At 42.0% G+C, this 23894-nt stretch carries 23 protein-coding genes, 1 tRNA gene and 1 pseudogene; all 25 read right to left on the minus strand.

Translation table 11 applies throughout. The annotated features are described in order from the left end of the window. Positions 1-83: 83 nt before the first annotated feature. Positions 84-665: a Crp/Fnr family transcriptional regulator gene (locus E2R66_RS18665; RefSeq protein WP_133233379.1), complete on the minus strand. Its 582-nt coding sequence runs from the start codon at positions 663-665 to the stop codon at positions 84-86. Positions 666-1017: 352 nt separating this feature from the next. Further along, positions 1018-1380, minus strand: a complete 363-nt coding sequence (locus tag E2R66_RS29000) for a zinc-binding dehydrogenase (protein WP_240049349.1) — start codon at positions 1378-1380, stop codon at positions 1018-1020. Then, positions 1361-2122 carry an NADP-dependent oxidoreductase gene (locus tag E2R66_RS29005; protein ID WP_240049350.1) on the minus strand — a complete coding sequence of 254 codons (762 nt, stop codon included), beginning with the start codon at positions 2120-2122 and terminating at the stop codon, positions 1361-1363. The genes E2R66_RS29000 and E2R66_RS29005 overlap by 20 nt, the downstream gene beginning before the upstream one ends. After that, positions 2096-2177, minus strand: a tRNA-Leu gene (locus tag E2R66_RS18675). Before E2R66_RS18675 ends, E2R66_RS29005 begins: the two co-directional genes overlap by 27 nt. Positions 2178-2275: 98 nt before the next feature. Next, entirely contained in the window at positions 2276-3058 is a 783-nt protein-coding gene (locus E2R66_RS18680; RefSeq protein WP_133233377.1) for a helical backbone metal receptor, read from the minus strand. A gap of 3 nt (positions 3059-3061) precedes the next feature. Beyond that, positions 3062-4411: a sugar transferase gene (locus E2R66_RS18685; RefSeq protein WP_133233375.1), complete on the minus strand. Its 1350-nt coding sequence runs from the start codon at positions 4409-4411 to the stop codon at positions 3062-3064. A gap of 170 nt (positions 4412-4581) precedes the next feature. Next, the gene (locus tag E2R66_RS18690; protein WP_133233373.1) at positions 4582-5145 is read right to left on the minus strand and encodes a D-sedoheptulose 7-phosphate isomerase; all 564 of its coding nucleotides are present in this window, start codon (positions 5143-5145) and stop codon (positions 4582-4584) included. A gap of 1 nt (position 5146) precedes the next feature. After that, a complete protein-coding gene (rfaD, locus tag E2R66_RS18695; protein WP_133233371.1) occupies positions 5147-6148 on the minus strand; it encodes an ADP-glyceromanno-heptose 6-epimerase in 1002 nt (333 codons plus the stop codon). 12 nt (positions 6149-6160) lie between these two features. Beyond that, complete coding sequence (rfaE1, locus tag E2R66_RS18700; RefSeq protein ID WP_133233369.1) at positions 6161-7114, minus strand: D-glycero-beta-D-manno-heptose-7-phosphate kinase; 954 nt, start codon at positions 7112-7114, stop codon at positions 6161-6163. A 93-nt stretch (positions 7115-7207) separates the two neighbouring features. Then, positions 7208-8125: a glycosyltransferase gene (locus tag E2R66_RS18705; RefSeq protein WP_204985957.1), complete on the minus strand. Its 918-nt coding sequence runs from the start codon at positions 8123-8125 to the stop codon at positions 7208-7210. A 59-nt stretch (positions 8126-8184) separates the two neighbouring features. Further along, positions 8185-9165 carry a glycosyltransferase family 4 protein gene (locus tag E2R66_RS18710; RefSeq protein ID WP_133233365.1) on the minus strand — a complete coding sequence of 327 codons (981 nt, stop codon included), beginning with the start codon at positions 9163-9165 and terminating at the stop codon, positions 8185-8187. 26 nt (positions 9166-9191) lie between these two features. Beyond that, on the minus strand, positions 9192-10400 hold the full coding sequence (locus E2R66_RS18715) for a hypothetical protein (RefSeq protein WP_134737948.1): 1209 nt from the start codon (positions 10398-10400) through the stop codon (positions 9192-9194). Positions 10401-10437: 37 nt separating this feature from the next. Then, complete coding sequence (locus tag E2R66_RS18720) at positions 10438-11601, minus strand: glycosyltransferase family 4 protein (protein ID WP_133233361.1); 1164 nt, start codon at positions 11599-11601, stop codon at positions 10438-10440. A 10-nt stretch (positions 11602-11611) separates the two neighbouring features. Further along, positions 11612-11809 (minus strand): annotated as a pseudogene (locus E2R66_RS29310) (DapH/DapD/GlmU-related protein); the annotation flags it as partial. A gap of 1161 nt (positions 11810-12970) precedes the next feature. Beyond that, the gene (locus E2R66_RS18730; RefSeq protein ID WP_133233357.1) at positions 12971-13828 is read right to left on the minus strand and encodes a glycosyltransferase family 2 protein; all 858 of its coding nucleotides are present in this window, start codon (positions 13826-13828) and stop codon (positions 12971-12973) included. A 28-nt stretch (positions 13829-13856) separates the two neighbouring features. Then, the gene (locus E2R66_RS18735) at positions 13857-15341 is read right to left on the minus strand and encodes an oligosaccharide flippase family protein (protein WP_133233355.1); all 1485 of its coding nucleotides are present in this window, start codon (positions 15339-15341) and stop codon (positions 13857-13859) included. Between the two features lie 3 nt (positions 15342-15344). Beyond that, on the minus strand, positions 15345-16340 hold the full coding sequence (locus E2R66_RS18740) for a glycosyltransferase family 2 protein (RefSeq protein WP_133233353.1): 996 nt from the start codon (positions 16338-16340) through the stop codon (positions 15345-15347). A gap of 3 nt (positions 16341-16343) precedes the next feature. Then, positions 16344-17441: a DegT/DnrJ/EryC1/StrS family aminotransferase gene (locus tag E2R66_RS18745; protein ID WP_133233351.1), complete on the minus strand. Its 1098-nt coding sequence runs from the start codon at positions 17439-17441 to the stop codon at positions 16344-16346. Then, entirely contained in the window at positions 17441-17992 is a 552-nt protein-coding gene (locus E2R66_RS18750) for an acyltransferase (protein ID WP_133233349.1), read from the minus strand. The genes E2R66_RS18745 and E2R66_RS18750 overlap by 1 nt, the downstream gene beginning before the upstream one ends. Continuing rightward, positions 17982-18398, minus strand: a complete 417-nt coding sequence (locus E2R66_RS18755; protein WP_133233347.1) for a sugar 3,4-ketoisomerase — start codon at positions 18396-18398, stop codon at positions 17982-17984. The genes E2R66_RS18750 and E2R66_RS18755 overlap by 11 nt, the downstream gene beginning before the upstream one ends. Beyond that, positions 18399-18800, minus strand: coding sequence for a sugar 3,4-ketoisomerase (locus E2R66_RS18760; RefSeq protein ID WP_133233345.1), 402 nt, complete (start codon positions 18798-18800; stop codon positions 18399-18401). A gap of 47 nt (positions 18801-18847) precedes the next feature. Next, the gene (rfbH, locus tag E2R66_RS18765; protein WP_133233343.1) at positions 18848-20152 is read right to left on the minus strand and encodes a lipopolysaccharide biosynthesis protein RfbH; all 1305 of its coding nucleotides are present in this window, start codon (positions 20150-20152) and stop codon (positions 18848-18850) included. A 24-nt stretch (positions 20153-20176) separates the two neighbouring features. Next, positions 20177-21895: a thiamine pyrophosphate-binding protein gene (locus E2R66_RS18770; RefSeq protein ID WP_133233341.1), complete on the minus strand. Its 1719-nt coding sequence runs from the start codon at positions 21893-21895 to the stop codon at positions 20177-20179. Further along, entirely contained in the window at positions 21882-22820 is a 939-nt protein-coding gene (locus E2R66_RS18775) for an NAD-dependent epimerase/dehydratase family protein (protein ID WP_133233339.1), read from the minus strand. The genes E2R66_RS18770 and E2R66_RS18775 overlap by 14 nt, the downstream gene beginning before the upstream one ends. Further along, complete coding sequence (rfbG, locus tag E2R66_RS18780) at positions 22813-23892, minus strand: CDP-glucose 4,6-dehydratase (protein WP_133233337.1); 1080 nt, start codon at positions 23890-23892, stop codon at positions 22813-22815. Before rfbG ends, E2R66_RS18775 begins: the two co-directional genes overlap by 8 nt. Positions 23893-23894: the final 2 nt, after the last annotated feature.

Genomic DNA, 23894 nt, shown 5'->3' on the forward strand with positions numbered 1-23894 from the left:
AAGCCCTTCAACGATGAGAAATGATAAAAAAAAGCATTGACATTTGTCAACGCTTTTTTGGAAACCATACTTTAAAACCAACTTTATTTCAGCGATTGCTTTCTAATTCTGCTTAATGTTTCTTTGGTAACCCCCAGATAAGAAGCAATAATGTGTTGTGGGAATCGCAGATTAAACTGGGGATGGTTTTGTGCAAATTCCTCATAGCGTTTTTCTGCCGTATTGCTGATGGTGGAGCTTAATCTTCTGTTATTGGCGATGGCATATCTTTCATCCATCAAACGAATCATTTCTACTAAGGCAGGTATTTTATTCATCAAATCCAACATGTTTGCTCTGGAAATAATGAGCAACTGGGTATCTTCCCAAGCATCAATATTATATATTGACGGGGTTAGCATTATGGAACTTTCACGGTCAGTTGCCCAGTAATTTTCTATATAGAGATGCACAATATGCTCACCCCCTTTGTCATCTACGCTATATTGTCTCATCGCGCCTTCTAAAATAAACCCTGTATTCTTACACACCTCCCCTGCCTGCAAAAAATATTGTTTTTTCCGTAGTCTCTTGGGTTGAAAAGAAGTTATAATCAATTTTTCTTCTTCACCTGTAAGTGAGGACGAAACATATTGATTAATATATGTTATAAGGGGCTCGTGCATGTATTATTAATTGTTAAGTTATTATAGTGAAACTAATTCAAACGATGATAAAGTTACGAAGAATGCACGCCGTGTTAATCATTACATAAGTGTTAAGTAATTTGCTAAAAAAGGTTTAGACTTAATTTATACCATAATCGGAGGTGTGACTGTATTGCTTTTGCAATACAGTCAGAATTATATATACTGCTTCCGCCAAAGCGTCCTAACTAACCTAAAGCAGTAAGTTCAATGTTAAGCCGGTTAACGTGGCGGTTTAAAAGCAAGCGGTTCAAATACTTATGTCTTAATTTATAACCTACTATCCTTTGTTTTGCAACTGTGATGGCAGGGACAGTCATTCCAATATTTATTATTTTACCTTGATGACCACTTTTCCTTTTGCGCGGCCAGATTCCACATAAGTCAACGCATCGTTAGTTTGCTCAAATGCAAATATTTTATCGATCACCGGTTTAATTACCCCTACTTCTATCAATGCTGTAATATTTGCGAGTTGACTGCCTTCTGCCCTCATAAATAAGAATCGGAAGGTCGCACTCGCTTTTTTTGCTTTTTTCTTTGCGCCGGAGCTCAGAAGCTTTGTCACCAATTTTAGATACCAGGGTAAGCCTATCTCCTCTGCAAATTCCGGCGTAGGAGGCCCAACCAATGAAATCAGCTGCCCGCCAGCTTTCAGGATGCGGAATGATTTGTCAAGGATTTTGGTATTCACGATTACTGTGCAGCACCAAATCGTAGTCCTTCAATAGAGTTTCAAAATCTTCTGTTTTGTAATCAACCACGAGGTCTGCACCAAGCTTTTTAACCCAATCAGCATTAGTGGCGCTTGTGGTTGTTGCCACATAAGCACCTAGATGTTTGGCCAACTGGATAGCGAATGTACCTACCCCCCCGGAACCTGCCTGAATAAAAACTTTTTGTCCTTTTTTTACATTTCCGATCTCTACAAGCGCTTGCCAGGCCGTTAAACCAACCAATGGAATAGAGGCAGCTTCATCCATGCTGAGGTTTTGGGGTTTTAAGGCTAAATCGCCTTCATTGACAGCAATGTATTCGGCAAAAGTGCCTATTCTGTAATCACCTACCCTGGAATACACTTCATCGCCGATTTTGAACCTGCTTACTTTTGAACCCACCTTAGTTACCACACCTGCTACGTCGTGTCCGTTTACAAATGGTGGCTTATAGGGTAAAAATAATTTGAAATCGCCGTTTCTGATAAGTGAATCCAATAAATTGACCCCCGCTGAATGTATTTGTACCAATACCTCATTTTCTTTCACAACTGGTTCCGGTAATTCGGCCAGCTGTAATTTTTCCTTTTTGCCGTAGCTTTTTACGATGAATGCACAAGAGTGTGGATAGCAAGGAATAGCAAGAACCAAAAAGCCTCCAAAATCAATGACTTTGAAGGCTTTTACTTTTTGTGCGGAAGAAGGGACTCGAACCCCCACGCCTCGCGGCGCCAGATCCTAAGTCTGGTGCGGCTACCAATTACGCCACTTCCGCATTTGGTTTTTTAGAGTGTGCAAAGATAGCTTTTAATGCGTAATAATAAAACAGTATTTGATATTTTTAGCTATCTACCGCATTATATTGCTATTAATTTAAGAGAAGGTTTCTAGTAAAGCCTTAAAATATGTAGGAGCCTGTAGCAAACGGCTTCCATACCAGGAAAACATCTCGCCGTCTACTAATATTATCTTAGCATTTGGCAGCAGTGCTTGTATTTCTTCCACGTGTTTTTGGGCAAAAGGATAAGGTTCTGAAGAAAGCAATACCAGTTGAGGAGCAGCTGCAATCAATTCCTGATTGGTTACCTGCGGGTAGCGCGGCAGCGCAAATACATTTGTAAAGCCGCAATACAGTAGCATACTATCTATAAACGTGCCGCTGCCGGCCACCATATAAGGTTTCCGCCATATAAAATAAGCACTGATAAATGTAGTAACCGGCCTTACGAGTGCGACAAATTCCTGTCTTATTTTGTCGGTTAAGAGCGCAGCCTCCTTTGCCCTGCCGGTTATTTGGCCCACTCCGCTAATCATTTGCAACGCGCTGGGCAAATCGTTAATATCGCTTACCCAAACGGGATATTGCGCCATCAGTACTTCTACCTGCCTCTGCTCGTTCTCCTCTTTGTTGGCTATGATAAGATCTGGCTTAAGGGCATAGATGGCCTCCAAATCGAGCTGTTTGGTTCCTCCAACTTTAATTTTGCCATTTACTTTTCCTGCGGGGTGAACGCAGAATTTGGTGACGCCGGCTACTTCGGCCTCAAGGCCCAGAAAAAACAATAGTTCCGTTTGAGACGGAACTATGGATATTATTCTTTTCGGCGGCTGTAGTATGGTTACAGACCTTCCTAATTGGTCATGAAAAACAGGCATTGATTACTTGCCTTTCCCCTGTACCATTACCTTGACAGTTTTGAGGATGATGTTCAGATCTGAGTTGAGGCTGATGTTTTGCAGGTAAAGCAAATCATACCGCATGCGGTCGCACATCTGATCCACATTTTCGGCATAGCCGTAATGTACCTGGCCTATCGAAGTCAACCCCGGTTTTACGCGAAGCAGCTTTTTGTAGCTGGGCATTTTCTCAACAATTTGCTCTATGTAATACTGCCGCTCGGGGCGCGGGCCCACTACCGACATATCTCCCTTTAGCACATTCCAAAACTGTGGCAGTTCATCTAAGCGTGTGCGGCGCATCATCATACCCCATTTGGTTATTCGGGGGTCGTTATCTTTAGAAAGCTGCGGGCCCGCCAATTCGGCGTTTACGCGCATGCTGCGGAATTTATAGATGTAAAACGGCTTTTCGTTTTTTCCTATTCGCTCCTGGCGAAAAAAGGCGGGGCCCTTAGAGGTAAGCTTGGTAACAACACAAAGCATCACAAACACGGGCGCACCTGCTAACATCACTACAGACGAGAATAAAACATCGAAACCCCTTTTAAGTATCTGTATCTTTAATCCAATCTCGGGGTGCGAATTCAGGTGCAGTACGGGTACGTTATCGTAATTAACGAGATGGGCGTAATTATTTCCAAGTATCAAATCTGATACTACCTTAATCTTAATTAAGTAGGCATCTCCCATTTTTACCAGCCGGTTCAAAAGCTCGGGGTTCATTTGTTTGTAGCAAACAAATATTTCGTTAGGTGCCTTCTCTACCAGCCCACGTATCAGTTCGTCTTCAGAGATCGCTGCTATTTCGTCGTCAGAAATAAAGTCGCTTAGGTCATAACCATACTCGGGATGTTGCGAAAAAGATTTTACAAGGCGATCTGAAATATTCTTGTCGCCGATAATGATGATCTGGCGATGATTGTATCCTTTTTTACGGATATAGTCCAAAAAAAAGAACAGTGCCGACCTTTGTATCACTACAAACACAAAAAAGAGACTATAACTGAGCATTACCTCGGAGCGGGATATATCGAATATCTTAAAGAAATAAATAATGGCAAAAACACATAACAGGTGGTATATCAACGTGAGGAGGAACTTGTTGATGTTGTCCCTCAATTGCAGAGGCCTGAACACGTAAAAACTCCTCGATAAAGCAGAAACCATTACCCATGCAATATTTACCAACAATATGAAAGTGAGCGAATTACTTTGCGGAATGAATGCACCGAATACGAAAAAATGCGCATTGTACAACGCAAGATTCAACAATAGCAGGTCACTTAGAAATACAAAACCCGGCAGTTGCTTCGAGTATCGTGTCGTCATATGTTTATCCGGTAAGGTGTAGTAAAAGTACGTTTTTTACAACAAAAACCCGCATGGCAGGTATTTGTTAACAACATTATTACCAAAACAATGCCGCAATCTTAACGAGGAATACTTTACGACAAAATTGGGAGCCGATTGTTTGCTAATGCAAAATACGATGCGCCCGGTTAAAAAGCATCATCGACCGCGCCACAGATAATATGGCCTATGAGGATGTGCATTTCCTGGATATTGGCCGTGATTTCTGATGGCACAACGATGTTTACGTCGCAGCAATCGTTCATTTTCCCTCCGTTGCGGCCGGATAAGCCGATGGTTACGCAGCCTGCCGCCTTACCAGCCACGAGCGCTTTGACCACATTGGGACTATTGCCGCTGGTAGATAAACCAATCAATACATCGCCAGCAACAGCAAGGCCTTCAACCTGCCTTTCAAACACACGGTCGTACCCGTAATCGTTGCTTATTGCGGTTAGTGCGGAGGTATCAGTAGTGAGTGCTATAGCGGGCAATGAGCGCCTTTCTTTTACGTACCGGCCTATAAACTCCGCAGCTATATGCTGCGCATCGGCCGCACTACCGCCGTTGCCAAAGAGCAGTACCTTTTTGCCGTTTTTGCTACAGGCTACTACTATTTCGCAGGCCCTTGCAATATCGCCGTTTAAAGTTGCCAGCGTTTTTTTTGCAACGTTTATGTGTTCTTCAAAAAGCGATGCGATATATTGTTCCATACTAATAAAATGCTTGTTTCGATAAATAGTTTCGTACGTAATCGTCTACGCCATCTTCCAGCGTGTAAAATTTATCGTTGTAACCGGCTGCATGTAGTTTTTGCATGTTTGCTTCGGTAAAATACTGGTACTTGTCGCGGATATCAATTGGCATATCAATAAACTCCACTACAGTTTCTTTATCAAGGCCGCTAAAAGTGGCAGCAACCAAGTCGTAAAAGCTTCGTGCCTCGCCGGTGCCCAGATTGTAAAGCCCATTTTTTTCTTCGGCCCAGTCGCCGTCAACCATAGTTACCATCATCCAGTTTATCACCTTAAGCAGGTCTTTTACATACACAAAATCGCGCAGTTGTTGACCGTCCTCAAAATCCGAGCGGTGGCTTTTAAAAAGCTTCACTACGCCATCTTTATTGATCTGGTTAAAGGAGTGAAATATCACGCTGGCCATACGGGCCTTATGATATTCATTTGGGCCGTAAATGTTAAAGAACTTCAAACCTGTCCAGCTTGGTGGCTGTGCATCCTGCTTTAAAGCCCATTTATCAAATTCGTTTTTGCTGATACCATAGGGATTGAGCGGTTTTAACGCTTCAACAACTTCATGATTATCGTCGTACCCCAATTCGCCGGCGCCATAGGTGGCAGCTGATGAAGCGTATATTAGCGGCACATTGTTGACTGTACAGTAGTTCCAAACAGCAATAGAGTAATCTACGTTCAACTTCTGGTGAACCGCGTAATCAAATTCAGTGGTGTCGGTGCGCGCACCGAGGTGAATGATGGCGGCTATTTGGCCTTCGTATCCTTCGAGCCACTTGAACAGCATATCGAGCTGTACTAACTTCTTATACTTCTTGGTTTGCCAGTTGCTTTGTTTGTCATCAGCACCAAAATCATCTACCAAAATAAGGTTAGTAAAGCCATGCTCATTCAAATATTGCACCATGCACGAACCGATAAAACCCGCTGCGCCTGTAACGATTATGGCCGAATTGCTATCCATATTGCACAATGCTTAATTCTCGAATTTATGTTCCACTTCGGGCAAAGTAGCCGTAGCGCTCCCCACTTTGCTTACTACTACAGCTGCTGCGTGGTTAGCAAAATTGCAGGCATCGTAAAGGCTATTACCAGATGCTATCGCCACGCCCAACGATGCCAGCACGGTATCTCCCGCGCCGGTTACGTCTATTACATCCAGAGCCTTTGTTGGGATAATTTGTAATCCTTGCGCATCGTAAATGGCAATCCCGTCTTCAGACATGGTGATAATCACGCTATCGCAGCCTGTAATCTCTTGTATTTTGGCACAGGCCAGGCCAAGGCTGTCGTAATCTTTTATATTTATACCAGATGCTGCCACGGCTTCTTTGCGATTAGGTTTAATAGTGTTTGCGCCTTTATATTTAGCGAAATCCGCCCCCTTGGGATCTACGATTGTTTGGATGCCATATTCTCGGCAAAGGGTAAAAATACCGTGAAGCAAAGTCGGCGTAAGTAAACCCTTATCATAATCGGATATTAAAACGATATGATGGTTTTTGATATGCTCTTTAAGGTAGGCAAGTACCTTCTGTTCTTTTTGATAACTGATAGGTTTGGTTATCTCTTTGTCTAACCGGATAAGCTGATGATTGGCCACCAATACTCTCGATTTTATGATGGTGCAACGCTCCGCATCTTTAAAGATGCCCTTTCCGCTAATATTGGATGCGGCTAGTTCGCTCAATACTATTGCCGCGTTGTCATCCTCGCCTACTACGGCGGCAATATCAGCCAGGCAGCCAAATGCAATCAGGTTCTTCAATACGTTGCCTGCACCGCCCAACAAGTGCTGCTCGCGTATAATTTCTACAACCGGCACTGGTGCTTCGGGCGATATACGGTTGCAGTTGCCGTAAATGTAATGGTCGATCATGAGATCGCCGATTACTAATACGTTAATGGCAGTGTCAATTTTATATTTCATATGATATGTTGAAGATAGCGGCCGGGCTAATATAGCCGGTAACTACTGCCTTAAAAACATTTACTAAATATTGTTCAGCTACAAGGCCTTTGTTTAGTGCCAATAGTACCTATGCATCGATAGCTTCCTAACGAGGCTAAGCGGCATTATTTTATAGGCCCCTCCCATTTTATAGCCCAACCATTTAGCAAAGATAGAAGCAATTGATTTAACTATGTACCGCTGGTGCTGAAAGAAGGCATATTTGAGTTCCGATTTCACAAATTTCAGCCCCTCGCCCGTGGGTTTGCCGTATTCTTTGATTAGCCAGTCGTTCTGCTCGTGAAAAACGCGGGTATCGAAGTAACGCTTGAATTCCTCTGAAATTTTATAATCGTGCGAGTGGTGAGCGGTGGCTTCGGCCACATAAGCTATCCTGAAACCGGCTTTGATCATCTTTGCGCCTACTATAGCGTCTTCGCCCATGATAGATTCCGTTGGGAAACCACCAATTGCTTGTAATGACGTTTTACGGTACGACGAAAAAGAATTAGAACAAAAAAACACCTTGAAGCCAAGCTTCTCTTTATCCGCTAACGAGCGCACATTGGACGCTGCGGGATAATTGAACGAACGTAAATGCGCCTCTAAAGGCGTGGCGTTTTTATTAGGCAACTGCCTGCCGTAAGCGATGCCAACCTCGGCATCATGGAAAGCTTCGACGAGCTTGCTGAGGCTGTCCGACGTTGCCAGGATGGCATCGTGAGTCAGGAAAATACAGATTTCGCAAGCGACTGGTGTGTTATCTGCCAACATCTGCCGGGTTGCGCCATGGTTGAATTCGGATTTATCTATCTTTATTACCGTAAAACCGTATTGTTCGGCCAAGGTCACAGTGTTATCAGTAGAACCCGAATCTACCACGAGCTTGTGGAAACCTACCAAATCCTGCATCACTACTGATTTCAACGTTTCTTCCCACAGGCTGCCTGCGTTATAGGTGGGTATGCAAACGGCATATTTAGCGTCCAAAACGTGCTCCTTCTTTATTTTCGTACATCACTGACTAATGATTATTGCTGCAATAAGTTTTACTTTAATATAATATCCCAGGTTTGCCTGGCGGTGTTTTCCCAGCAAAATTTGCCGGCCTGCCTTCGGCCTGCAGCGCTTAGCTGTGTGTGCAGGCCGCTATCGTCAACTAATTGTTCTATGGCTGTCGCGATGCTTGCCGTCTCGAGCGGATTAACTAGCAACGCTGCATTGCCAGCTACCTCGGGCAGCGAGGTAATGTTGGAGGTAATCACCGGCGTGCCCGATGCCATGGCCTCGATAACGGGCAGGCCGAAGCCTTCCATCAATGATACGAACAGCAGCCCATACGCACCTTTGTAAACCGATGGTAATTCTGCTTCGCTGATGTTACCCAGGAATTTAACCCGTTCATTCAGGCTCAACGAAGTTATGGCTGCTTCAATCTCACCGTCCGTGTTGCCCGATAAGGCGATAATGTAGTCGGTTGGTATCCTTGCTGCTGCAAAAGCGGCCAGCATCCGGTGGATATTCTTATAGCCCCTGCGGTTGCCGATATAAAAGAAATACGGGCGGCCAAAGTTCAATGATTCCGTGTTCGCCGCAAAAACCGGCTCTACGCCATTGTACACCACTTCTATCTTACCTGGGTTTAGCTTTAAGGCCTTTACGATCTCGGCTTTGGTGTAATTAGATACCGTAATTACCTTTTTAGCCCTCGTAGCCAAGTAGGCTATGAAATGCTTGAGGTACAGCTTATGGAAACGCGTATAGTAATATAGATGGTTAAGATCGTGTATGGTGATGACGAATGGGATGGCCGAGTGCCAGGGCGGCATATACGAGGGCGAATAAAACACATCGCTGTTGTTTTGTTCTACCTGCTTGCCCAAATACCAGGGACTAAGCGGGTGGCCGAGCTTAAAATCGCTTTCCAAAACCGAAAGATTGATGGATTCGGGCGTACGGCTAATCACCTCCTTATATAAGCGCCCAATCCCTGTATCTCCTGCCCACCTGCCGTCTGCAAATACGTTCATTATATTTTCCTGTCCCTTTTTGTTTATTATAGCTGCGGCTGGTATTTCCTGAGCACGATACGCGAGGCGAAAATAAGGCATTTTGCGAATATTAGGTTCATCACCATCATCACCAACGGATTGGTAGCGCCGCCCAGCCCGAATATACCGCCGAAAGCTACGCATATAAGCAATATGAATGCCCTAACATCTTTCCGTTGCTGTACCTGCACCTCATACTTACCCATGAAGAAACCCAAGATTGCCTGCTGGAAAACGATTTGCAGCAAGCCGAACAAGCCGAAATCTACATATGCCTGCCCGAACGGCCCAAATGACGGCGCGCCCAGGTTAAGCTCGGTAACTTCGGGGTAAACTTTGTAAGAAATAAACAAGGAACCAAAATATAGTGGTTTGCCCGGCCACAATGCCCTGGGAATGAAAGGGTAAAACGCCTCTTCTAACAAAATACGGCCGTGCTGATACCCCTCCTTGAAATGCACATGGAAATGTAAGATCAATTCATTGAAGTTGGTTTGGTATTCATTACCGAAACCCAAGGCCAACTGCAATATCTGCACGCTATCCAAATCGAAAGTAGTAATCCAGAAAAGCGCGAAAACGATTAGCGGCACCACAACGGCAATTATCGCCAAATACCTGTTCCGCCGGTATTTGGCCCTGTTTTCATCCACCATAAAAATGTAGACAAACAGGTAAATGAAAACCGTAATCATTTTGGTCTTACTGCCATACGGTAAGGCGAAAACGATGCAGCTTAAGATATGCAGCCATTTGCGCTTATTATAAAACAAGCCAACAAGGGCGTAGATATTGAAAAACGTCCCAGCTATATAGAAAATGTGCCCCGTGCCTACCCTGCTTTCGGTGTACACCACGAAACGGGAATTGATGAACGCGCCCGAAAAGCCATAGACCGCCACCATATACATAATAAAGACCAAATTGGTAGCCAAGCTAAACCGGTACAAGTTCTTGAAAAATGATATTTTGGCGTAGGTATAGCTTACCGGGGGCGGGTTCCCTTCATAGTACCTACCCGCCAAATAAAAAACGAATAGGGAGGTGTACGATACGATGTTGAATGAGATGCCGATGGCCGATTTGATGATATCCATGCCGATAATGTCGGCCACGGCGGGGAGCAGGAAGGTGGTGGAAAGCCCGATTACATTGGCAATCAAAAAAACGTTGTACTTATCTTTAGTAAGGTATATCGAAAGTGCGAATATCATTATCGGGAAAACTATGTTGATGATAAGCATTGCCGTACTAAGCTATTTTTAATATCGTATTATAGTTCATCACCATTGCGTCGATATTGAATTTTTCCTCGGTTAATTTACGTGCATTATCCCTTATTCCATCTAATTTATCCCAATTGTTTATGATGTTGGCCAAAACAAACTCTAATGCGGCAACATCTCCCGCCCTGAATAAAAAGGCGTCCACCCTATCGGTAATGATTTCAGGCGATCCGCCGGTATCAGATGCTACGGCTATACGGTTAATTGCCATGGCTTCATAAATGGTAGTGCCCAGGGGTTCGCTCATCTCGGGCAGGCTGGCGTTTACTAGCACATCGATGCCCGAGTACAGTTCTACTACGTTATTGGTATAATCCTGCAGGAATATGTTTTTGTTATCTACTTGGGCGCGCACGGCCAATTCATAATCGTGCTCTACGGGTAAGAATTTGCCTACGATAAGTAAACGGATATTATCGTATTGCCTGCTAAGCCTTTTAAAGGCTTCCATCAATAGCAGATGGCCTTTTCGGGGGATGATTAATCCAACTATCGCAAAAACGATATCGTCGCCTGCGCTGATTCGTTCCCTGAATGTGCTGCGCAATGCGTCCGAAAATTTAAAGGCTTCCAAATCGAGCCCGTTATACAATATTTCAATCTTGTTATGCAAACCGGCGCTAAATTTATTCTTTACTGCCAACGATACGGCCAGCGTGGTATCGAAATGTTTAACGCATTTCTCGGCCAGGTTATCCATCTTTTGGCCATCGGGGTAAACCAAATCGTGATTAGACCATACGAATTTCACTGGCAACCTCAAGGCCTTGAACACGATTACGAGCGGCAAAATATATACCGATGCTGATAGGTTATTGGCATGCACGATATTCAACCTGCGCCTCAGTATCAGGAAGAAAACCGTGGCATTTATCAGCAGGAAATTGCTTGCGAAGATAAGCAAGGTTGCCAATTTACTGCGTTGTACATTTGCCCGGTTGAGCGCTTTGAGCGCATTTTGGCTTTTGACAGTGATGCTTTTGCTCTTCAGCAGATCTGCGAAGCTCCCATCGGGACAAAGCACTGTCGGCTCTACCAGCGGGTTTTTCTCCATCAGACGGGTAATCACGATTTCGGCCCCCGAGTAGTTCGATGAGCCGAACACGTAAAGTATCTTCCTAGTGTTCATTTGATTACGCCCTTGCTTTAATAAACTTAGACGGAACGCCCCCGTTGATGGTGTAGGGCGCTATGTCCTTTACCACCACTGCGCCAGCGGCAACTACCGCCCCATCGCCTATGGTAACGCCGGGCAATATCTTTGCTCCGCAGCCAATCCAAACATCATTACCGATAGTCACCCCAGTTTTTTCGTCGTCCCATGGCTGATCCTTAACACAATCGTTCAATCCGGTAGAATGGTTGCTGGCGATGATACTTACATATTGAGAAATCAGGCAATCGGTACCGATTATAACATCGCCACCACTTGCACGAATATTATTCATCTCGCCTATTGACGTCCGTTCCCCTATAGTCAATGTCGATTTTTTGCTGCTTTTACACCCTTCGTTTGTGCACAGAATAATGTTATTTGCACCTATTGCTACTTTACTACCAATTTTAACATCGGCCAAAACATCAAAGTTTATTGTTGTAGTTCTGTGCATATAGCAATCAAAATAGCTTTGTAAATATGCCAGTCGAAATCGCATGCGTACAGCAGCGGCGGCCTGATAAAGCAATGTTTTAGCAATTTTATAATACATTTATTTCTTTTTAGCCTGCCTCTAGTTCTGTAATTATCAACCCGGACTGCACTTTAATTATATATTTACGATTGAGCTTTCCAACTGATAAAGTTGTGAGATTTACACAGCTTTCCTGCCGTTACTATGGGAGCAAAATTGCCGCGTGATACAATAATGTGCGCATTAGCCTTGTATGAGTTGTGGCTGATTAAGCGCTCCATAACTCTTTCTACGCCTGATGCGTGTTCGCCTCTAAAAATATAGAGTATATTGGTCATTTTATAAGATCCCTATTATGCGCGCCGGATTACATGCAACAACGCTGTTTATTGGCACGTTTTCATAACCACAAGGCCAGCACCAATTATAATATATCCACAATTACAATCTTACCTAAAATAGAACTGTTTGCGCTAATATTTACGTTATTTCCAATGGTGGGCAAATCAAAGTTTATCACCTAATTATCAATTGTTACACAATGCCTAACACACAATTTCCTCCGAGAACCACTTTCGGGTGAACGACAAGCCCAATTACATGTTGGAGCTGAAAGTTTTCACCGCGGCTTGTACTTTCCAGTATGACTCTATAACCATAACGCAATCAATTATAACACATAAAGCAATAAATAAAAAATAAAATAAACAGTATTTTATTCTCCTTAGTTAGCTAGGTTAATCTATAGTTCAATAAAACTAACTGTGATTGATAATTTTCTGTTACTATCCCCATCTTGAAAATGTCTTTTAAAGCGCCTTAAGCTGAGTGTTCATAAATTCAATCTTTAAAAAGCATATTTTACAATTAAATTTTGTGTTTAAAGAATAATTTAACAATCGCCTTCAAATAACGCATTCTTCTTATCAACCTTATTTCTTTAATTATCAACGATATAGCTTCGCGTTTTTGTAATATCGATGCTATATCAATTTCTTCTAACAGAACCGCATCATAAGCTCTCTTATAACACTTATGCCCTCTCCATTTATTAACGATATACTTTTTTGATGCTATCATTTTGCCATAATTACCAGATATGTTACTATTATGCAATCTATAATAAGCCACGTACTCATCAACAAACCCGAATGAATATTTGTCAGCTATTCTAAGCCACATATCCCAGTCTTCTATATAGCTGGTTTCATCATAAAGTCCAACTTCATCAAGAGCTTTGCGATTAATCATTCCCGTTAAAGCAGGTATATAATTACTTAGCAAAAGAGATGAGAAATTGAGGTTCGGCAATTTGACTTCGGGCAATTTACCAAATATCTCCCCTGAATCGTTCACTTTGTAAGCCTTACCAAATACAAACCCCATGTTGAGATTGTTTTGCAGATAGTCTACTTGTAATTTTATTTTATCTGGCATCATATAATCATCAGATGCCAGACAACAAATAAATTCACCTTTTGCATGATTCTTAATTCCTTTATTCAGCGTTTTGGATAGGCCCATATTAGTTTGAGTGTCCAATATAAAGTCGTGCTTTAGTTGAAGCCGTTTTAATATTTCTACTGAATTGTCTTTAGAACCATCATCGATTACTATAAGCTGTATATTGTTGTATGTTTGATTAATCACACTTAGAATACATTCTTCAACGTAATTGGCATGATTGTATGAAGGGACAATAATAGATACTAATGGATTGTTCATTAGGAAAGAAACATTAAATAAAAATATCTTAAGCGGTTTTCTGTTTTAGCTTTGAGGAGATCAAATCTTTGAACCTTATTCTCTCATTTAACTGCTTATAAGAATAAAGAATGGATAATATCAAGATGACTGTTGTTATACCATAACCATACAAATTTTTCAATAACAATGATGTGATAAGGGCTATTGCTGCTAATAATATCGATATACCAAATATTATTAGAAAATCTTTGGTATATGCAAATTCGTATCTTTTAAATGCAACAATACTAACTGTAATATTATAGATAAGATAACAAATTAAGGTAGCTACTGCTACTCCAATTAATCCTCCAATTTTATACCCGCAGATATTTGCTATTAAGAACATTGCGCTGTTTATTATTCCTTCAAAAATAAAGAAGGTCGTCTTATCACCCTTTGCAAAAGAAATATAACCGACCGAGTAAGATGCTGCCTTAAACAACATTGCAAATGCCACCCAAAGAACAAAATCCAAGATAGGTAAAAACTGAGTTGAAAGCAGTATTCTAATTAACACAGGAGCTGTCAACATCATAAAAATTAGTAAAGGAGTAGATAAGAGGACAACCATTTCAGCTTGTTGATTAACTGTTTCGGCTACCCTAATGTTATCATGTGCTATAGCAGATAATCTTGGAAAGTAGTCAACAGACATCGCCGTAAAAATAATTCCTATATACTGATTTGTAATACTAATCCCTGCTCCGTAAAGACCCACATCAGATAATGAACCAAGATGCCTTATAAAAGCGTCGGTCCCATAACTAACTGCAGACCCAATTAAACTAGATATCATTAATACTAATCCCAAACCAATCATTTCTGAACCATCTTTAAATGTATCGCGAATAGATATCTTTTGAAATACTATACCCGTTCTTAAAACGAAGTATAATCCAGAAGACACCGTTACAATAGCGGCCGCGATAAATACAGCTACAATTCCGGAATTTTTAAAATAATAGTATAGAGGAACACAAAAAATGACACTGGTTACCGCTCCAACCAACGATGCTTTCGCCATTTCTTTAAGTTTTCTCAATCCCTGAAGAATCGTAGTAGTGGCGTTACTTAAAATGTTTAGCATTACCGCAATGGAAAGCCACATAAATGTGCCTGAATAATCGTAACTTCCGAATGATAGCTTACTTAAAACACTGGAAAAAATAAAGGTTAAAATTAAGCCGAAAATTGAGCAAGCCGTTACCAATCGAATAAAGACTGTCAACTTTCTATTTACGTCTATTCCATTTTCAGTTGCTTGTGAAATATCTCTAACAGCACTAAAATTAATTCCCATACTGGAAATCTGAATTAAAATGGTAGATGCAGAATTTAACAAAGCATATACCCCCATTCCTGCTGTCCCTAAAAACACGGCAGCGAATTTACCACGAATTATCGATGTTAATATTAAAAGCACTTGAACGCCACCGAAGATGGATGTAGTTTTTGCAATTTGCCGATATGTTGACTTAGTTCCGCTCATTATTTACGTAGTAATCTTACTTTTTATCCGGCAAAAAATAGAGAATAATCTATATCCATTAGTGACAAATAAAAACCTAAAAATCAGTTTCAATCCTTCAAGTTTTAAATTACGAACAGCGCTCATAGCTTCATGATAAAGAGCGGTCATAGCAATTTGATATTTTATATCAAGAGCATTGTCCATTAATGCCCTATTTTTCCAATACAGGGTATTAACTCTAACTAATTCATTGAGCACATTTTTTCCGACTACCAGAAACTCTTTTTCGGTAAAATTATTTTCTTCCAAGAAAAAAAGAAGTTTCAGATTAGTTTCGACAAAGCCAATTTGGTTTATATTCCATTTTTTGGTTATGGCATTTGGATTATTTTGGCGGTAATAAAAAACGCCATCCGAAAAGCTCACCTTAGTACTATTATAAAATAGCATTCGCGTGGTATATTCATCGCTGCTTATGTTAAAATCAAAATAACCTACTTTTTTCACTGTATCCATTCGCCACAGTACAAACCCATGTATCGTCCACTTTAATGATAAAGTGAATGCTTCTTTACCCGTGATTGTTGTACCGAGAAGTCTTTTGTCAGAATTGAAAGGCCGCAAATCGGTATCCGAATAATATAGAAACATTTCAGGAACTATGGCATCTGATCCAAATTTTTTTGCTGACTCGACGCCTTTCTCAAGAAGGTCTGGACTAAAAAGGTCATCCTGAGATGCATACATGAAGAACTCTCCAGTGCTATACTGTAAGCCAAACTTCACAGCGGAGGCCGCTATACCGCCATTCGCTTTCGTATAAATTTTTATTCGATCGTCGATAGAACGAAGCTGTTCTATGATTTTTAGGCTATTGTCAGTCGAACTATCATCGACACAAATAATCTCAAAATTCAGTAAGGTTTGACTGAGTAAAGATCTGATTGTTTGTTCTATGTATAACTCACCATTGTACACTGGGATTACAATCGAAACGATTACGTCTGCGCAAGGCATAATTTAATAGTTGTTTATTGCTGTAATAACTCCATATATTTCGTCATCTGTCATCACCGGGCTTAAAGGTAAGCTTAAAACTTCATCATGTATTTGTTCTGATACAGGGTATGAAAGATGGTTCCATTCTTTATAAGCCTCCTGTTTATGAGGTGGAATAGGATAATGAATAACGGTTTGTATGCCGTTTTCATGCAAATATTTTTGAAACACGTTACGATCTGCCGTTCTAACAACAAACAAGTGCCACACATGCCATTCCTGCGATAAAACCTGGGGTAATACGATTTTAGTATTAACAATCCTGCTCAAGTATTGATTTGCAACATAGCGCCGTACTGTAATTTCGTTATTTAAATATTTTAATTTAACTGATAGAAGTGCAGCTTGTAACTCGTCCAATCTACTATTTATACCCTTAAATTTATTTTGATACTTTACGTGCGAACCATAATTCATAATTGCACGAATAGTAACAGCCAGTTGATCGTCGTTTGTAGTAACTGCGCCAGCATCTCCCAGTGCTCCCAAATTTTTGCCGGGATAAAAGCTAAAGCCAGCAGCATCGCCCCAGTTACCTGCCTTAATTCCGTTAACGGAAGCGCCGTGCGACTGTGCGCAATCTTCTATTACCTTGAGATTGTGTTTGCGGGCTACGGCATTTATTTCTTCCATTTGGCAAAGTTGACCGTATAAGTGCACGGGCAAAATCCCCTTGGTTTTACTAGTAATTTTACTTTCAAGTAGTTTTGTGTCGATATTATAATTGGCCAGGTCCGGTTCAATTAATACAGGCACAAGGTTATTTGCCGATATCGCTAAGATACTTGCAATATAGGTGTTTGAGGGCACTAATATTTCGTCTTCATCGCTAAAAACGCCCAATTCTTTATAAGCCCTTATTATAAGTATTAGGGCATCTAAGCCATTAGCTACACCAATGGCGTGCTTAACACCGCAAAATTTCGCAAAGCTTTCTTCAAACTTTTTAACTTCGGCACCCAAAATATACCAGCCCGAGTCCATTACCCTTGTATATGCTTCGTTTAGCTCTGTTCTATATTGCTGATTAATCTTATATAAATCTAAAAATTTGATCATTACACTTTTTTAATATCATTATCTGTTAGGCAATATTTATCGCCTGTTACTTTATCGGTCAGTTCCAGCGTCAAAACAACAGCTTCTTTAGTAATATAACCCTTATGCACGGCTGGGTTACCGTACCAAACACTAAAAGGAGGTATATCTTTTGTAACCACAGTACCCGCTCCTATCAGGCTGTATTCGCCAATAATAACATTGGGCAAAATTGTTGAGTTTGCGCCTATAGTTGCACCTTTTTTAACGTGAATCTTACCATATTCGTCAAGGTGTTTTTTCGACCGTGGATAGGTATCGTTGGTGAATGTTACGTTTGGGCCAATAAACACATTATCATCTACGGTTATCCCGTCCCAAACCTGCACGCCCGACTTGACGGTAACATTGTCCCCAATAGAAACTCTATTTTCGATAATGCAATTGGCGCAAATGTTACAGTTTTTGCCAATTATTGCTTGTTTAAATACCACGCAAAACTGCCAAATGGTTGTGCCCTCGCCAATACTAGAGGATTGCACATCTGCTAAAGGATGAATTCTATAGTCCACTTTTAAATTCTAAAAACTCATTGTAATCGCGTAAATAATCATTCTCATCATACGTTTCTGACGCCAATACAAGTAATACAGCGCCCGAAGAAAAGTTTAGCAAATCCCGCCAAATACCAGGTACAATCAAAAGCGCATAATTTGGCCTGTTAAGCGTTACCAGTTTTTTGATATGCCCGTCGTCCAGCATCACATCAAAACTCCCGCTTGCGGCAATAATAACTTGGTGAAGTTGTTTGTGACCGTGCCCGCCCCTGGTTTCTCCCCCTGGAACGTCGTACAAGTAATATACTCTTTTTACGTGAAAAGGAATATCAGTATAATTATTTACCGGCGTAATATTACCCGCGCGGTTATGTATTTTGGGCAACTCTATTACGTTACAGTTATAAATGGATGGTTTCATTTATTTAAGTTTAGCAAAGTCGTCGTAAGAGCGTATATAGTCATCAGCGTCATACGCAATTGATGCAGCAACAAATGCTAAGGAATTAGTAGAAAAATTTTCCATGTGTCGCCAAATGCCTTTAGGCACAAATAAACCATAATAAGAACGGTTCAGTTGTACGCGTTTAATGTCTTTACCGTCATTAAGGATAACATCGAAACTACCGGAGAGAGCTATAATAAACTCTTGGTTGGTTTTATAGCTATGCCCGCCGCGCTCTTCACCGCCTGGCACATCATATATCCAATAAACACGTTTTATTTCAAAAGGGATATGGTTTTTTTGCTCAAAAAAAGAGAGGTTCCCGCGTTCATCAATTATTTTTGGAAGATTTATTAACCTAACATCCGATAAAACCATTTGTCTTTGTTGTATTAATTAAATTTTAACAGCGGACAAATATAGACTCAATTATTAATATAATCCTTAATAACGCCCAAAATGTAATCATAATGACTTTCATTCAATCCCGGCCAAACGCCCAACCAGAACGATTGGTTCATGATGGTATCGGTATTAGCCAAATTACCTACAGTGCGATGGTTGATGTTGGCATACGCAGGTTGGCGCAACAGGTTGCCGCCAAATAGCAAACGGGTGCCAATCTTTTTTTCTTCCAGGTGTTGTACCAGCATATGCCTGTCGGCTGCATCGCCCTCGCGCAGGGTAAGGAGGAAACCGAACCAGGATGGATCGCCGTGTTGAGTTGCCTCGGGTAAGATGAAGATCTCTTCTAACTCCTTCATGCGCTCGTACAAGGCTTTAAAATTTTCGCGGCGGCGCTGTACGAAATAATCTAATTTTTTCAATTGCGACACGCCGAACGCGGCCTGCATATCGGTAACCTTTAAGTTAAAGCCGATGTGCGAATAGGTGTATTTATGATCGTATCCATATGGCAAGCTACCCAATTGCTGCGAAAAGCGGCATCCACAGGTGTTATCCTTGCCCGGCTCGCAATAGCAATCGCGGCCCCAGTCCCTAAAGCTTTCGGCAACTTTGGCCAGCTCGGGGTTGTTGATCAACACGGCACCACCCTCGCCCATAGTAATGTGGTGAGCAGGGTAAAAAGAAAAGGTTGAAATATCGCCAAAGGTGCCGGTTTTTTGGCCCCGGTAAGTTGCCCCTAACGAATCGCAATCATCTTCAACTACCCATAGGTTGTATTTTTTAGCCACACGCATCACCTCGTCCAAATTAAAGGGATTACCCAAAGAGTGCGCTATCATGATAGCCTTGGTTTTTGGCGATACGGCTGCTTCGATATCTGAAGCCAGCACGTTGTGCGTTGCGATATCCACGTCTACGAACACCGGGACAGCGCCGAATTGTATCATCGGGTTTACCGTGGTAGGGAAGCCTGCTGCTACGGTTATTACCTCGTCGCCGGGTTTCACGGCTCGGTCGCCAAGTTTAGTAGAAGTTAACGCATAAAATGCCACCAAATTGGCCGATGAACCGGAGTTTACCAGCAATGCCTTATGCGCCCCAAAGTATTTAGCAAAATCGTATTCGAACGAATTGGCAAAACGGCCCGCTGTAAGCCAACCATCAAGCGCGGCATCAACGCCAAGCAATACGTCTTCTTCATCTAACACCTTACCGGTAACCGGGATATAGTTTTTACCGGGTATTATAATTTGCGTTGTTTTAGCTTTAGCAATCTCTCTAAGGCTTTTTTCCAGCTCAGGGGTAGTAATGTTTTTTAACATACGTTCTTTTAAATATTGTAGGTATTAGGTACTTTCCATTTCAATTGGTTTTGCAAAAGGCTCCATTTCGGTTATTGGCTTACCAAAAGCAATTTTTGGATAGGTATTGGTATGCGGGTCAATCATCACTTGCAGTAGCACCGGCGCATTGTTGTTGGTGTCGTTCCACATCCATTTTACTGCATCTTCCATATCATCTTCCGCACTTATAGTTAATGCATCCATCCCATAAGCCTTTGCAACTTTCTCAAAATCGGGAGCGCTGTAGCCCCAATAGGTGCTTTGATATCGGGATTCGAAATAGCTATCCTGAAACTGACGGATCATGCCCAGGTTCTTGTTATTCATAACCACAATTTTAACCGGCAATTTATTACGCACAATGGTTTGCAATTCCTGAATGTTTATCTGCATGCAACCGTCACCTACTATCACAACAACCGGGCTCAAATTTAAGGCGAAACAGGCACCAATACCTGCTGGCAGGGCATAGCCCATTGCACCCATACCTGCCGATGTTAAAAACAGTTGGTCTTTATAAATTTCTACCGACTGTGCAGCCCACATTTGATGGCTACCCACATCGGCCACATAGCATTTTGCCGCACGTGAATTGTGCGATAACGTGTGCATAAAATAATTGGGATTGATGCCCGCTGGTGAAAGTTCTTTAATATCGGGCCATTGCACTTTAAGGGTATTAATATATGCTATCCACTCATTGGGCTTTTTAAATGACTCCACTTTAGCAGCTTTATTAAAATCGATAAAGAACTGCTTTGCATCGGCCACTACCGGCACGCAACCTTTTACGCGGTTATTTATTTCCGCGGCTTCGCAATCAATATGGTAAATGGTACGGTTTTCAAAGAATTTGGTGTCGGCACCTGTTTGTCGAATATCTAAACGGCTGCCCACTACAATCAGCAGATCGCACTCGCCGAAGGCGATATTTGCCCAGCGATTACCGTAACTGCCTATAAAACCCACGCGCGATGGGTGATCATATTCTACAGCATCCACGGCAAGTAATGTAGTGATTACCGGCAATTTCGTTTTTTGAAGAAACGCTTCCATCTCCTCCTTTGCAAAAGCCGCGCGTACACCTCTTCCTACTAACAAAACAGGGCGTTTTGCACGCTTTATGCTTTGGAATATATCCTGAAGTACTGCGGCGGACGGACCTGCAACAGGTAGAACCATATCCCCATCAGGAAGTGGTTCTACCTGGGCGCGCTGGACATCCATTGGGATATCTACTAACACCGGCCCCGGCCTGCCTTCCATGGCTATTTCAAAAGCTCGCTCCATAACAGCAGGCAAATCGTGTTCGTTTACAATTTTAAAACAAGCTTTTGTTATGGGGGTTGCCATAGCAATGATATCCGTTTCCTGAAATCCTAACTGGCGAATATTGCGATCACCTTTTTGTTCATGACGGTTAACCTGCCCGGTTATAAAAACAGCCGGTGTCGAATCGAAATAGCAGCTACCTATGCCTGTTAAAAGGTTGGTAGCCCCGGGGCCACTGGTGGCCAACGCAACACCTGGGACACCCGTTACACGACCATAAGCGTCTGCAGCAAAAGCCGCAGACTGTTCATGATGCATGGTGATTATATTTATGGCTGTTTTTTGGTTTAACGAATCTAATAGATGCGTTATCATGCCACCCGATAGCTCGAAAACATGTTTAACGCCCTTTTTTTCCAAAAAAGTAGCTACAAAATCAGATGCCTTCATTCAATTGTTCTTTAAATTTATTTGTAAAATATTCAATTGTAGCTGATAAAGAAGCATCAAAATCAGATACATCGAATTCTCCAAACGTTTTTACAAACTTAGCCGAATTGCCTTGCAAATGCATAGACTGATTGGCACGGTAAGGTAATTTACCAAAATTTAGCTGAAATGAAGGATTTATTTTATCCCTGATATTTCCTACTAAATCTTTTAAAGCCATTATTTTTTTGCCAGATATGTTATATATGCCGGAAGTGCCCCCCTTTGCTATTATTTTATTGACGGCTAAGCCCAAGTCGTTCACATATAAATACGAATATTTTTGCTCTCCCGCTGTAAGATCCATATCGCTCTCCGTTAATATTTTTTTAACGAGAGATGGTATAAGCCAGTTATTTGCTTCACCCTTACCAAAAAAAGAGAACAGACGTAGCCAATACCACGCTATGCCATACTGTGCAGCGTATTGTTTCACCAACTCGGCACAAACAAGTTTTACACGGCCATAGGCTTCTGTGGGTGCCAACGGGTAATTTTCATCAATACAACCATCATAAACCCCATATTCTCCTTGCGAGCCTAAACCTATAAATTGCTTTGCTTTACTTCTACCTGCTATGGTTAATATCTTTTGTAAATAATCGATGTTTAAAGACTGCATTTCCCAGCTATCCCGGTGCTGATGCCCTACCCCCAACCAAGCAGAATGGATAATTACTGATGGAGACCATGCAATTACCTTATCTACCCATTCGTCTTGTTCATCCTGTAATATCCAGGTTATGTGCTCCCCAAACTCCAGGCACAATTCCTTAGAGGAGCCTTCCCGGTAATTCGCAATAATCTGGTGCCCGTTATTCAGCAATACTTTAGCTATGTTAGAGCCTAAAAAACCCGAAATACCGGTAATGAAAACCTTATCCATTTAAAAATTCATGAATTTGTTGTTCGGTAAAAGCCCCGGCTTTGTCCATATCCATATAAAAGTTCTTGTACCAATCTATAGTGTATTGCACCGCCCGGGTTGCATTAAATATGGGTTTCCAGCTCAGTTCTTCGATTGCCTTGCTGATGTCTAATTTTAACAACCCGGCTTCATGGGGCTGGTTGGGATCTATGTTGGTAAAATAATTACCGCTGCCCCAGCATTGGATGGCCAATTCAACCATTTTGATAACCGGGAAGGCATCGTTAACATCAGGCCCGAAATTATATGCCTGCGAAAAAGACTGCGGTGCGCTAACCAATTTTGCACCTAACAATAAGTAGCCCAGCAGGGGCTCCAACACGTGTTGCCAAGGGCGAATAGATGCAGGGTTGCGTACCTCTATCTCCCTACCAGCAGAAAGAGCCCTCACAATATCAGGTATTAACCTGTCTGCAGACCAATCGCCGCCGCCTATCACATTGCCAGCGCGGCCAACTGCGATGGCTTTTTGATGTATGCCATGAGATTTGGTATTGAAAAACGAGTTGCGATACGAATCAATAACCAACTCAGTACAGGCCTTACTGGCGCTGTAAGGGTCGTAGCCACCCAGGCGGTCGTTTTCACGGTATGGGTAAGCCCACTCATTGTTATGGTAAACCTTATCTGTTGTTATCAAAACGGCGTTGCAGGGCCTATCCAGCTGCCGCATCGCGTCTAGTACGTTGGCAGTTCCTATAGCGTTAACCTCAAAGGTTTCTGAAGGTATCTGGTACGATAGCCGTACCAGTGGCTGCGCCGCCAGATGGAAGATAAAATCGGGTTGAAAACTGGTAACAGCTGCTGTGAGCGTAGCTCTATCGCGCAAATCGGCGATCACCGATTGGCAAAGCGTATCACCCTGTATCACGCTGTATAAGTTCAATTCTGTTTCGGGCGCTAGAGCATAGCCTTTTACCTCTGCCCCCAGCATGCTGAATATCTTTAACAGCCATGAACCCTTGAAGCCCGTGTGGCCGGTTAAGAATACTTTTTTGCCTTTATAGGTGTGTTTCAGTGCTTCTAACATAA

Origin of the sequence: Mucilaginibacter psychrotolerans, from assembly GCF_004519315.1 — a bacterium.
GTDB lineage: Bacteria > Bacteroidota > Bacteroidia > Sphingobacteriales > Sphingobacteriaceae > Mucilaginibacter > Mucilaginibacter psychrotolerans.

Coding starts and splice junctions, on each gene's coding strand:
- rfaD (WP_133233371.1), bottom strand. CDS start 6,148: ATGGATAGCAATTCGGCCATAATCGTTACAGGCGCAGCGGGTTTTATC.
- rfbH (WP_133233343.1), bottom strand. CDS start 20,152: ATGTTAAAAAACATTACTACCCCTGAGCTGGAAAAAAGCCTTAGAGAG.
- E2R66_RS18735 (WP_133233355.1), bottom strand. CDS start 15,341: ATGAGCGGAACTAAGTCAACATATCGGCAAATTGCAAAAACTACATCC.
- E2R66_RS18665 (WP_133233379.1), bottom strand. CDS start 665: ATGCACGAGCCCCTTATAACATATATTAATCAATATGTTTCGTCCTCA.
- E2R66_RS18685 (WP_133233375.1), bottom strand. CDS start 4,411: ATGACGACACGATACTCGAAGCAACTGCCGGGTTTTGTATTTCTAAGT.
- E2R66_RS18760 (WP_133233345.1), bottom strand. CDS start 18,800: ATGGTTTTATCGGATGTTAGGTTAATAAATCTTCCAAAAATAATTGAT.
- E2R66_RS18680 (WP_133233377.1), bottom strand. CDS start 3,058: ATGCCTGTTTTTCATGACCAATTAGGAAGGTCTGTAACCATACTACAG.
- E2R66_RS18690 (WP_133233373.1), bottom strand. CDS start 5,145: ATGGAACAATATATCGCATCGCTTTTTGAAGAACACATAAACGTTGCA.
- E2R66_RS18775 (WP_133233339.1), bottom strand. CDS start 22,820: ATGGATAAGGTTTTCATTACCGGTATTTCGGGTTTTTTAGGCTCTAAC.
- E2R66_RS18745 (WP_133233351.1), bottom strand. CDS start 17,441: ATGATCAAATTTTTAGATTTATATAAGATTAATCAGCAATATAGAACA.
- E2R66_RS18730 (WP_133233357.1), bottom strand. CDS start 13,828: ATGAACAATCCATTAGTATCTATTATTGTCCCTTCATACAATCATGCC.
- E2R66_RS18710 (WP_133233365.1), bottom strand. CDS start 9,165: ATGAACGTATTTGCAGACGGCAGGTGGGCAGGAGATACAGGGATTGGG.
- rfbG (WP_133233337.1), bottom strand. CDS start 23,892: ATGTTAGAAGCACTGAAACACACCTATAAAGGCAAAAAAGTATTCTTA.
- E2R66_RS18715 (WP_134737948.1), bottom strand. CDS start 10,400: ATGATATTCGCACTTTCGATATACCTTACTAAAGATAAGTACAACGTT.
- E2R66_RS18755 (WP_133233347.1), bottom strand. CDS start 18,398: ATGAAACCATCCATTTATAACTGTAACGTAATAGAGTTGCCCAAAATA.
- E2R66_RS18770 (WP_133233341.1), bottom strand. CDS start 21,895: ATGAAGGCATCTGATTTTGTAGCTACTTTTTTGGAAAAAAAGGGCGTT.
- E2R66_RS18720 (WP_133233361.1), bottom strand. CDS start 11,601: ATGAACACTAGGAAGATACTTTACGTGTTCGGCTCATCGAACTACTCG.
- E2R66_RS18740 (WP_133233353.1), bottom strand. CDS start 16,340: ATGCCTTGCGCAGACGTAATCGTTTCGATTGTAATCCCAGTGTACAAT.
- rfaE1 (WP_133233369.1), bottom strand. CDS start 7,114: ATGAAATATAAAATTGACACTGCCATTAACGTATTAGTAATCGGCGAT.